The following is a 9,705-nucleotide window of genomic DNA, read 5'->3' as shown; positions in this document are numbered from 1 at the left end:
TTTTTCTCTTCAACCGACCGGGTTAACTGTGAAGTGATTCACATCCGCCGTGTCGATGGAGGCGCATTATAGGGATCCCAATTTTTAGCACAAGTGTTTTTTAGATCTTTTTTTTCGACTGCTGATTTTCCGCGCTTTTCGCTGAAATCCCGCCCGATCTGCTTAAATATTGACGCATTTTGCCTTGCCTCGATCCAATAATATGATCAAGTCTTCCATATAGCGCTCATCCTTAGAGGTAGTTATGTCTGCAGTGTTACGCCCTTATAAAGATCTGTTCCCCCAAAAAGGCGATCGCGTGATGATCGATGCCACCAGCGTGGTCATTGGTGATGTCCGAATGGCCGATGACGTCAGTATCTGGCCGCTCGTCGCCATCAGGGGAGATGTAAATTATGTGTCGATCGGTGCCCGTACCAATATTCAGGACGGTAGCGTTCTGCATGTTACGCACAAATCCTCTTATAACCCGGAGGGCAATCCCCTCATCATTGGAGAAGATGTTACCGTCGGACATAAAGTGATGCTTCACGGCTGCACTATCGGTAATCGGGTGCTTGTTGGCATGGGATCGATTTTGCTGGATGGCGTGATAGTAGAAGAAGACGTAATGATTGGGGCCGGTAGCCTGGTTCCGCAGAACAAACGTCTGGAAAGTGGTTATCTCTATCTGGGAAGCCCGGTAAAACAGATCCGCCCCCTGAAGGAGGCAGAGATCGAAGGATTAAAATACTCGGCGAACAACTACGTAAAATGGAAGAATGATTATTTGGATCAGGATAACCAAACCCACCCCTGATCGTCTTCCTGCTGCTCGCGGATTAAATCGCTGGCTTCCTCTTCCAGATCCCAGCGATTTTCGCAAAAAACGGCTATCGGGTCTGTGCCGCCAAAACGATGTAACAGCGCTTCTCCATGGATGGCACAGGTAAGCTGCATACCCTGCACCAGCACCGGAAAACAGACCGCCTGCTTATGCTCATCCCAGCTCTCTCTGTCCGGGAAATGAATAGCCTGATTCACGCCGAAAGCTCCTGCTTTAGCTTTTCAATGACCGGCTCGACTGCAGGCAACACCCCGTGCCAGAGCAGTACCGCATGCGCAGCCTGCCCCACCAGCATTCCCAGCCCATCGGCTAACTGTTTCGCACCGTGTTGTTCGCACCAGTTCAGGAAGGGCGTATTCCCTTTCTGATAAAACATGTCATAGAAGTACATGTGCGCGCTGACCAGCGAAGCGGGGATCGCCGGGATCTCGCCACTGATGCCGCTGGACGTGGCATTAATGACAAGATCGAACTCACGTTCGGCAAGATCGTCAAGCGCTACCGCACTTACGCTGCCGGTATGCGCAAACAACGCCGCCAGCGCTTCTGCCCGGGAAAAAGTTCGGTTGGTAATGGTCACCGCACAGTCCAGGGAAAGCAGAGGTAACAGTACTCCCCGCGATGCGCCACCCGCACCAATCAGCAGGACCCGGAACCCAGGTTTAATAAACGACAGTCGTTCCAGATCGCTCAGCAAACCTATTCCGTCAGTGTTGTCGCCCAGAAGACGTCCGTCCTCAAGCCGTTTTAGGGTATTTACTGCACCAGCAAGAGAAGCGCGCTCGGTCAGTTCATCAGCACGTTCGAAAGCTTCCTCTTTAAAAGGAACCGTCACATTCGCACCTTTGCCACCTGCGGCGAAAAAAGCCTCAAGCGTTGGAATAAATGCATCTACCGGTGCCAGTACGCGGCCATAGGGATGATTTATCTGCAGCTGCTCCGCAAATTGCTGATGGATCAGCGGTGACTTGCTGTGTGCGATCGGATTACCAAAAACAGCATAGGTTTCCATGAGATTACCCCTGGCGAAAACGTTCGCCGGTCAAAGCGTCGCGAATTTCAGACGGATTCAGGCGCCCTCCCGTCTCTCCAACAGCAACCGGGAAGTCATTTCCGAACTGTGCCAGCACTTCTTCAGTTGTACGACAAGGTGGCAATCCGGTCAGGTTGGCGCTGGTTGAGACCAGCGGTTTACCAAATGCCAGGCAAAGCTCAACCACCAGAGGATGATCGGTGACGCGAACGGCGAGGGAATCAAAGCGTCCGGTCAACCAGCGTGGTGTTGTCGGCTGCGCCGGGAAAACAAAGGTCACCGGTCCTGGCCATGCGGAGAAAATAGTCTCGCGCTGCGCCGGTGTCAGCATAGAGTCATCAATGTAGGGCTTAAGCTGCTCGTAATTCGCAGCAATCAAAATCAATCCTTTCTCTACGGGTCTTTGTTTTAAGGCAAGCAGGCGGCTCACAGCCGTCTCGCTGTCAGGATCGCAACCGACCCCAAAAACAGCTTCAGTTGGATAGGCGATGACTTTTTCATTTTTCAGCACGTCCACAGCATGCGCAATGGAGCCTGATGGCAGGTTATTATTCACTATTTTGATCCGCCGTTACCGGCTTTCCACATTGTTTGCTGGCGCAGAAGCGTTTCATACCTTGCGCCGTTTTCTTCTCGATAAGTAGCGGATAGTTGCAATGAGTGCAGACGCCCGCTACCGGTTTGAAATTGATAACGAACTGGCATTCAGGGTAGCGATCGCAGGAATGGAAGGTCTTACCATAGCGGGAACGGCGCTGTACCAACTGACCGCGCTGACACTGAGGACACGCAATCGCCGTTTCATCAGGCTTATCAATTTGTTCCGTATGCTCACATTCCGGATAACGGCTACAGCCAATAAACATACCGAAACGGCCCTGACGTAGCGCTAGTTCACCACCACAAAGAGGACATAGCTGTCCTTCCAGAATTTTGACGATATGTCCATCCGCCTGGCTTTTCAGAGGACGGACATAATCACATTCCGGATAGTGTGAACAACCGAGAAACGGGCCGTGTTTCCCGGACCGAATAACAAGTTCAGCCCCGCACTGCGGGCAGGGCTCATTTTTATGCACCGTGAATAGTGCTGATTTGGCCATAACAACTCTTGGTGCTACACATAGAATTAATGCAGCATACCTTCATTCACTTCAAAGAGTAATTCTTCCATTTGCTGATAGGCATTTTCACAGCCCGGGATATTAAACAGAACCATCAGAATCACCCATTTCAGATCTTCCAGTTCAAATTCTGCCGTATCCAGCGCCATGACACGCTCTATCACCATTTCTCTCGTTTCGAGGTTCAGCACCTGAATCTGCTCAAGGAATAAGATGAATCCCCGGCAGCTGGCGTCCAGCCTTTCACACTCTTCTGCGGTATAAATGCGTACTGACAACGGGTCAGAAGCAAGCTGCATCGGTTCGGCGAGGCCTTCCTGATAATCAGCCAGTTTTTCCAGCCACATCAACGCATTATAGATATCTTCCCGCTCAAACCCCGCATCGGTAAGATCCTGTGTCAATTTGTCCTGATCCACTCGCATTTCTGCTTCGTTATGGATGTAAGTCTCAAACAAATACATCAGTACGTCGAACATGGCATGCCCTCCTTAATCGGACATAGCCGCCGGGTACAGCTGCGATCCACCCTGCTAACTCCAGTTCGAGTAGCTGTGCTACCGTTACTGGCACAGGTTGGCCGGCACGTTCAGCGACAACGTCAACAGGTGTTACCTCATCTCCTACGTTAGCCAGGAGCTTGGGAAATGGCAATGCCACCTTTCCCTGATCTGATGAATAATGTCGCTTTTCGGGATCTTCCTGCAGACATTGCAAGCCATATTGCAAATTTTCAAGAATGTCCCGCGCTTCTGTTACCGGCGTCGCACCCTGCTTTATCAGCCAGTGTGGTCCTTCACACCCCGGGTTACCAATCGGGCCGGGTAAGGCGAAAACCTCCCTCCCCTGATCGAGCGCGCATCGTGCAGTGACCAGCGAGCCGCTTCGCACTGCAGCTTCAACGACCAATACACCCTGGCTAAGCCCGCTGATGATTCGATTACGACGCGGAAAGTTTGCCGGCCGGGGCTGCGCCGAAAGAGGGAACTCAGACACTATCGCCCCGTCAGCTTCGATAAGCCGCATCGCCAGCGCCTGATGCCGACGGGGATAAATACTAAACAGGCCGTTCCCCAGTACGGCCACGCTACGCCCTTTTACAGACAGCGCGGCGTTGTGAGCAACACCGTCTATACCGCAGGCCAGTCCGCTGGTGATTGTGAAACCACTTTGCGAAAGTTGTTCGCACAAAATTTTCCCCCATCGTTCTCCATACCATGACGGCGCACGGCTACCCACGACCGCCAGCTGGGCAGCATTAAGCGTTTCAGGGTTACCTTTTACGAATAATGCACCGGGATAATCAGGAATTGCTCGAAGTAAAGGAGGATAAAGTGGATGGGTTGCCGTCAATAAATGATTTCCCGGCTGCTCAAGCCACACCAGACTACGCTCCAGCTCGCCCTCATCAGGGGCAAAGAACCGTTCAGCCTGTTTTGCTGACAGCCCGGCGTCTCTGACAGCGGAAGCATCGATATTTTTTTGCTTGTGCAGCCGTGCAGCCGCTTCCAGCATTCCATCGCCACATAATGAACCTGTGTGTATTAGCCGTAGCCATATCTCGATAGACGTCATCCTTTCCCCCTGCCATAAGCGGCCTGCGCAATCATTGCGATTGGTCACTGATGCTGTCAATCGACCCGGGATTTGTCTAGAATAGAAGTAATATTCTTATCAACTCCTGAACACGACTCTGGAAATTTATGGCAGTTTTGCAAGTGTTACATATTCCGGACGAGCGCCTTCGCATCGTCGCTGAACCGGTTAAAGAAGTGAATGCAGAAATCCAGCGTATCGTTGATGATATGTTCGATACCATGTACGCCGAAGAAGGCATTGGCCTGGCGGCGACGCAGGTAGACATTCACAAACGTATTATCGTGATCGACGTTTCTGAAAATCGCGATGAGCGTCTGGTGCTGATCAACCCTGAATTGCTTGAGAAGAGCGGTGAAACGGGCATTGAAGAAGGTTGTCTTTCTATTCCGGAACAGCGCGCTTTGGTGCCACGTGCCGAAAAAGTGAAAATTCGCGCTTTGGATCGTGACGGTAATCCGTTCGAACTGGAAGCAGATGACCTGCTGGCAATTTGCATTCAGCATGAGATGGATCACCTGGTCGGTAAGCTGTTTATCGATTACCTCTCGCCGTTGAAACAGCAGCGTATTCGTCAAAAAGTAGAGAAACTGGATCGTTTGCGCTCTCGCGCATAACGTCCCCCCGGATACAAGGATCATCGTGTCTAAAACACTACGTATTATCTTCGCGGGAACCCCTGATTTTGCAGCGCGTCATCTTGACGCGCTGTTATCTTCTGGTCACCAGGTTGTCGGCGTCTTTACCCAGCCGGACCGTCCGGCTGGTCGCGGTAAAAAACTGATGCCGAGCCCGGTAAAGGTGCTGGCAGAAGAGCATGGGCTTCCTGTTTTCCAGCCCGCATCCTTACGCCCTCAGGAAAATCAGCAGCTGGTTGCTGACCTGACCGCCGACGTAATGGTCGTGGTGGCTTACGGTTTAATTCTGCCAAAAGCGGTGCTTGATATGCCTCGTCTGGGTTGTATCAACGTGCACGGCTCCTTGCTCCCGCGCTGGCGTGGTGCGGCACCTATCCAGCGCTCCCTGTGGGCGGGGGATGCTGAAACCGGCGTCACAATCATGAAGATGGACGTAGGTTTAGACACTGGCGACATGCTGCATAAACTGGCGTGCCCTATTACTGCAGACGATACCAGCGCTACGCTGTATGACAAACTGGCAGGCCTCGGTCCACAAGGGCTTATCGAGACGCTGCAGCAGCTTGCTGATAATACGGCGAAGCCGGAAGTTCAGGATGAGACGCTGGTGACGTATGCTGAAAAACTGAGTAAAGAAGAAGCCCGGCTCGACTGGTCCTTGTCTGCCGCTCAACTTGAACGCTGCATCCGCGCTTTTAATCCGTGGCCGATGAGCTGGATGGAGATTGATGAGCAGCCAGTGAAAGTCTGGAAAGCGTCAGTCATTAATGGCAATACAGCTGCTGAACCCGGCACGATTATCGACGCCAGCAAGAACGGTATCCAGGTTGCGACAGCAGAAGGGATCCTGAATCTTGAATCGCTGCAACCGGCCGGTAAGAAAGCCATGAGCGCTCAGGATTTATTAAATTCCCGTCGTGAATGGTTTATACCGGGTAATCGTCTTGCCTAATCCAATATATGCTTAAAGCCCGGTGTTTCCGGGCATTTTTATTTTTATAGTTATGAAAAAACAAAATCTACGCAGTATGGCGGCCAAAGCCGTTGAGCAGGTTATTGAGCAGGGCCAGTCATTGAGTAACATCCTGCCTCCCCTGCAACAAAAGGTATCTGATAAAGACAAAGCTCTGCTCCAGGAACTCTGCTTTGGTGTCCTGCGCACCCTTTCTCAGCTTGAGTGGCTCATTAATAAGCTGATGTCGCGCCCAATGACAGGCAAACAGCGCACCGTACATTATTTGATTATGGTGGGGTTTTATCAGCTTCTTCATACCCGCATTCCACCTCACGCCGCGCTGGCTGAAACGGTGGAAGGTGCCGTTGCGATTAAACGCCCTCAGTTGAAAGGGCTGATCAACGGCGTACTGCGTCAGTTCCAGCGTCAGCAGGATGAGCTACTGGCTGAATTTGCACAAAGCGAAACACGTTTTCTGCACCCGGACTGGCTGCTGAATCGTCTTAAAAAAGCGTATCCGCAGCAATGGCAAAACATTGCCGAAGCGAATAATCAACGCCCACCGATGTGGTTACGCGTCAACCGTAATCACCACACCCGTGACGCATGGCTGGCATTACTGGAAGAAACCGGAATGAGTGGATTCACGCATGCAGCCTATCCGGATGCCGTGCGTTTAGCCTCCCCTGCACCGGTACATGCTTTACCTGGTTTTGATGAAGGCTGGGTGACCGTACAGGATGCCTCGGCTCAGGGTTGCATGACCTGGCTTGAACCAGCAAACGGGGAACAGATCCTCGATCTTTGTGCCGCGCCTGGCGGAAAAACAACGCACATTCTTGAAGTGGCTCCGCAGGCCAGCGTAATGGCCGTGGATGTCAATGAGCAGCGCCTGTCACGCGTCTACGACAACCTCAAGCGTCTGGGCATGAAGGCTCAGGTTAAGCAGGGCGACGGACGCAAGCCCGCAGAATGGTGTGGTGAAACCCAGTTTGACCGCATTTTGCTGGATGCGCCCTGCTCTGCAACAGGCGTGATTCGTCGCCATCCGGATATCAAGTGGCTGCGCCGCGATCGCGATATCAAGGAACTTGCCCAACTGCAATCGGACATACTTGACGCAATCTGGCCACATCTTAAACCCGGCGGCACGCTGGTTTATGCAACCTGCTCCGTACTGCCAGAAGAAAACAGCCAGCAAATCGCGGCCTTCCTTAAACGTACCCCGGACGCAACGCTGCGCGATACGGGAACGCATGAATGCCCGGGTCAGCAAAACCTGCCGGGCGCGGAAGAAGGCGATGGCTTCTTTTACGCTAAGCTAATCAAAGAGTGATGTTGAGAACAGGTCACGAGATATGAAAATTATCATTCTGGGCGCAGGACAAGTGGGCGGAACGCTGGCGGAAAACCTGGTTGGCGAAAACAACGACATCACAATCGTTGATACCAACGGGGATCGTCTGCGCGTTTTACAGGACAAATTTGACCTTCGCGTTGTGCAGGGCCATGGCTCACACCCGCGTGTGCTACGCGAGGCGGGCGCCGACGATGCAGACATGCTCGTTGCGGTGACCAGTTCTGACGAAACCAATATGGTGGCCTGTCAGGTGGCCTACTCGCTTTTCAACACCCCTAACCGAATCGCGCGCATCCGTTCTCCGGACTATGTCCGCGATGCTGAGAAGCTCTTTAATTCAGAAGCGGTTCCTATTGACCATCTCATCGCGCCAGAACAGCTGGTAATCGACAATATCTATCGTCTGATCGAATATCCAGGCGCACTGCAGGTGGTGAACTTTGCCGAAGGTAAGGTCAGTCTTGCCGTCGTTAAGGCCTATTACGGCGGCCCGTTGATCGGCAATGCGCTTTCCACAATGCGTGAGCACATGCCGCATATCGATACGCGCGTCGCCGCCATTTTCCGCCACGACAGACCTATTCGCCCTCAAGGCTCCACGATTGTCGAAGCGGGGGATGAGGTCTTCTTCATTGCGGCCTCTCAGCATATTCGTGCGGTGATGAGTGAGTTACAGCGTCTCGAAAAGCCTTATAAACGCATTATGCTGGTCGGCGGTGGCAATATCGGCGCGGGCCTGGCGCGAAGGCTGGAAAAAGACTACAGCGTGAAATTGATCGAGCGCGATCAACAGCGTGCTTCTGAGCTGGCGGAAAAACTGCAAAATACGATCGTATTTTATGGCGACGCGTCGGATCAGGAATTATTGGCTGAAGAGCATATTGATCAAGTTGATCTCTTTATTGCCGTCACCAACGATGACGAAGCGAATATTATGTCCGCCATGCTCGCCAAACGTATGGGAGCAAAGAAGGTCATGGTGCTTATCCAGCGCAAGGCGTATGTCGACCTGGTTCAGGGCAGCGTTATTGATATTGCCATTTCACCGCAGCAGGCGACCATTTCCGCTCTGCTGAGCCATGTACGTAAAGCGGACATTGTCGGCGTTTCATCTCTGCGTCGCGGGGTGGCAGAAGCCATTGAAGCAGTAGCTCATGGAGATGAAACCACGTCACGCGTTGTGGGCCGCGCCATCGACGAAATTAAGCTGCCGCCGGGCACTATTATCGGCGCCGTAGTGCGCGGGAATGACGTTATGATCGCCAATGATAATTTGCGTATTGAGCAAGGCGACCACGTAATTATGTTCCTTACCGATAAAAAATTTATTACCGACGTCGAACGTTTATTCCAGCCTAGTCCATTCTTCCTTTAATACGTCGGGGCTCTCAATAGAGCCCCGCACTTTACCCTCTTTATTTCTGTGCCTTTTATTTTCATAACGTTTAATTATCCCGCATGGCAATTGGCTAATCATTTGTTAAACTTATAGTCGTCAGCTGGCACAAGGAGAACATAATGAGTTTTATTAAAGAATTTCGCGAATTTGCGATGCGCGGGAACGTGGTTGATTTGGCAGTGGGTGTCATTATTGGTGCGGCATTCGGCAAGATTGTTTCATCATTAGTAGCGGACATCATCATGCCACCTTTAGGGCTGCTAATCGGGGGCATTGATTTCAAACAGTTCGCGTTCACGCTGCGTGAAGCCCAGGGTGATATCCCAGCAGTTGTAATGCACTACGGCGTGTTTATCCAGAACGTATTTGATTTCGTGATTGTGGCGTTTGCTATCTTTATGGCTATCAAGCTGATTAACCGGCTCAACCGTAAAAAAGAAGAGCCAGCAGCAGCGCCTGCACCAACGAAAGAAGAAGTGTTACTGAGTGAAATTCGCGATCTGTTAAAAGAGCAAAATAACCGCGTTTAATCAGCAGTTAAAAACAGGAAGGCCAGTGGTAAATAAGCGATTCGCTTGCTTGCCACTGGCCTCCCAGTTACCCCGTTTTGCATGTTTGTCTTTACGCAGATAACTCCCCTTCCCTTTTTTATTCTTTTCAACGCGCTGTCGAAAAAGCGGGTCGTGGAGTAAAGCCTCGATGGCATTATCTTTAATTTGTCCCTTCGTGTGCTGATAGCGGCTCATAATTTCTCCTGAGCATGGTTTATGACGA

The 9,705-nt window shown here is 51.6% G+C and carries 13 protein-coding genes; 6 read left to right on the top strand and 7 right to left on the bottom strand.

The window, feature by feature from the left end:
- Positions 1 to 244: 244 nt before the first annotated feature.
- Positions 245 to 799, top strand: coding sequence for a gamma carbonic anhydrase family protein (locus IM294_RS20700; protein ID WP_049138489.1), 555 nt, complete (start codon positions 245 to 247; stop codon positions 797 to 799).
- On the opposite strand, the gene IM294_RS20695 is transcribed toward IM294_RS20700, so the two are convergent.
- The 6 genes from IM294_RS20695 to dprA are packed head-to-tail and all read right to left on the bottom strand — an operon-like array spanning position 775 to position 4,558.
- On the bottom strand, positions 775 to 1,023 hold the full coding sequence (locus IM294_RS20695) for a DUF1488 domain-containing protein (protein ID WP_028014624.1): 249 nt from the start codon (positions 1,021 to 1,023) through the stop codon (positions 775 to 777). The genes IM294_RS20700 and IM294_RS20695 overlap by 25 nt on opposite strands.
- Positions 1,020 to 1,838 carry a shikimate dehydrogenase gene (gene aroE / locus IM294_RS20690; RefSeq protein ID WP_028014625.1) on the bottom strand — a complete coding sequence of 273 codons (819 nt, stop codon included), beginning with the start codon at positions 1,836 to 1,838 and terminating at the stop codon, positions 1,020 to 1,022. The genes IM294_RS20695 and aroE overlap by 4 nt, the downstream gene beginning before the upstream one ends.
- Positions 1,839 to 1,842: 4 nt before the next feature.
- Entirely contained in the window at positions 1,843 to 2,415 is a 573-nt protein-coding gene (gene tsaC, locus IM294_RS20685) for an L-threonylcarbamoyladenylate synthase type 1 TsaC (protein ID WP_045630331.1), read from the bottom strand.
- Positions 2,408 to 2,962, bottom strand: coding sequence for a type I DNA topoisomerase (locus IM294_RS20680; RefSeq protein WP_045630330.1), 555 nt, complete (start codon positions 2,960 to 2,962; stop codon positions 2,408 to 2,410). Before IM294_RS20680 ends, tsaC begins: the two co-directional genes overlap by 8 nt.
- A 26-nt stretch (positions 2,963 to 2,988) precedes the next feature.
- Positions 2,989 to 3,462: a DUF494 family protein Smg gene (gene smg, locus IM294_RS20675; RefSeq protein ID WP_008503477.1), complete on the bottom strand. Its 474-nt coding sequence runs from the start codon at positions 3,460 to 3,462 to the stop codon at positions 2,989 to 2,991.
- Positions 3,434 to 4,558, bottom strand: a complete 1,125-nt coding sequence (dprA, locus tag IM294_RS20670) for a DNA-protecting protein DprA (protein WP_059355522.1) — start codon at positions 4,556 to 4,558, stop codon at positions 3,434 to 3,436. Before dprA ends, smg begins: the two co-directional genes overlap by 29 nt.
- 128 nt (positions 4,559 to 4,686) lie before the next feature.
- Here dprA and def point away from each other — a divergent pair, with 128 nt between their 5' ends.
- From def to mscL, 5 genes are all read left to right on the top strand, one after another.
- Positions 4,687 to 5,196: a peptide deformylase gene (def, locus tag IM294_RS20665; RefSeq protein WP_006812188.1), complete on the top strand. Its 510-nt coding sequence runs from the start codon at positions 4,687 to 4,689 to the stop codon at positions 5,194 to 5,196.
- Positions 5,197 to 5,221: 25 nt separating this feature from the next.
- Positions 5,222 to 6,169, top strand: a complete 948-nt coding sequence (gene fmt, locus IM294_RS20660; protein WP_126818830.1) for a methionyl-tRNA formyltransferase — start codon at positions 5,222 to 5,224, stop codon at positions 6,167 to 6,169.
- Between the two features lie 52 nt (positions 6,170 to 6,221).
- Entirely contained in the window at positions 6,222 to 7,508 is a 1,287-nt protein-coding gene (gene rsmB, locus IM294_RS20655; RefSeq protein ID WP_193360385.1) for a 16S rRNA (cytosine(967)-C(5))-methyltransferase RsmB, read from the top strand.
- A 22-nt stretch (positions 7,509 to 7,530) separates the two neighbouring features.
- The gene (gene trkA, locus IM294_RS20650; protein ID WP_014885463.1) at positions 7,531 to 8,907 is read left to right on the top strand and encodes a Trk system potassium transporter TrkA; all 1,377 of its coding nucleotides are present in this window, start codon (positions 7,531 to 7,533) and stop codon (positions 8,905 to 8,907) included.
- Positions 8,908 to 9,050: 143 nt separating this feature from the next.
- Entirely contained in the window at positions 9,051 to 9,461 is a 411-nt protein-coding gene (gene mscL / locus IM294_RS20645) for a large-conductance mechanosensitive channel protein MscL (protein WP_028014631.1), read from the top strand.
- On the opposite strand, the gene IM294_RS20640 is transcribed toward mscL, so the two are convergent.
- Positions 9,462 to 9,677, bottom strand: a complete 216-nt coding sequence (locus IM294_RS20640) for an alternative ribosome-rescue factor A (RefSeq protein ID WP_045630326.1) — start codon at positions 9,675 to 9,677, stop codon at positions 9,462 to 9,464.
- Between the last annotated feature and the right edge of the window lie 28 nt (positions 9,678 to 9,705).

This window comes from Enterobacter cloacae complex sp. P43RS, assembly GCF_014930585.1.
In the GTDB taxonomy this organism is placed as follows: Bacteria; Pseudomonadota; Gammaproteobacteria; order Enterobacterales; family Enterobacteriaceae; genus Enterobacter; species Enterobacter bugandensis.
Note: the sequence above shows the minus strand (reverse complement) of the source record. Positions and strands in the feature narration are given on the sequence as shown.

What these genes read in the sequence shown, in the direction of transcription:
- smg (WP_008503477.1), bottom strand. Translation starts at nt 3,462, where the DNA reads ATGTTCGACGTACTGATGTATTTGTTTGAGACTTACATCCATAACGAA.
- IM294_RS20640 (WP_045630326.1), bottom strand. Translation starts at nt 9,677, where the DNA reads ATGAGCCGCTATCAGCACACGAAGGGACAAATTAAAGATAATGCCATC.
- rsmB (WP_193360385.1), top strand. Translation starts at nt 6,222, where the DNA reads ATGAAAAAACAAAATCTACGCAGTATGGCGGCCAAAGCCGTTGAGCAG.
- IM294_RS20680 (WP_045630330.1), bottom strand. Translation starts at nt 2,962, where the DNA reads ATGGCCAAATCAGCACTATTCACGGTGCATAAAAATGAGCCCTGCCCG.
- def (WP_006812188.1), top strand. Translation starts at nt 4,687, where the DNA reads ATGGCAGTTTTGCAAGTGTTACATATTCCGGACGAGCGCCTTCGCATC.
- mscL (WP_028014631.1), top strand. Translation starts at nt 9,051, where the DNA reads ATGAGTTTTATTAAAGAATTTCGCGAATTTGCGATGCGCGGGAACGTG.
- aroE (WP_028014625.1), bottom strand. Translation starts at nt 1,838, where the DNA reads ATGGAAACCTATGCTGTTTTTGGTAATCCGATCGCACACAGCAAGTCA.
- IM294_RS20700 (WP_049138489.1), top strand. Translation starts at nt 245, where the DNA reads ATGTCTGCAGTGTTACGCCCTTATAAAGATCTGTTCCCCCAAAAAGGC.
- trkA (WP_014885463.1), top strand. Translation starts at nt 7,531, where the DNA reads ATGAAAATTATCATTCTGGGCGCAGGACAAGTGGGCGGAACGCTGGCG.
- dprA (WP_059355522.1), bottom strand. Translation starts at nt 4,558, where the DNA reads ATGACGTCTATCGAGATATGGCTACGGCTAATACACACAGGTTCATTA.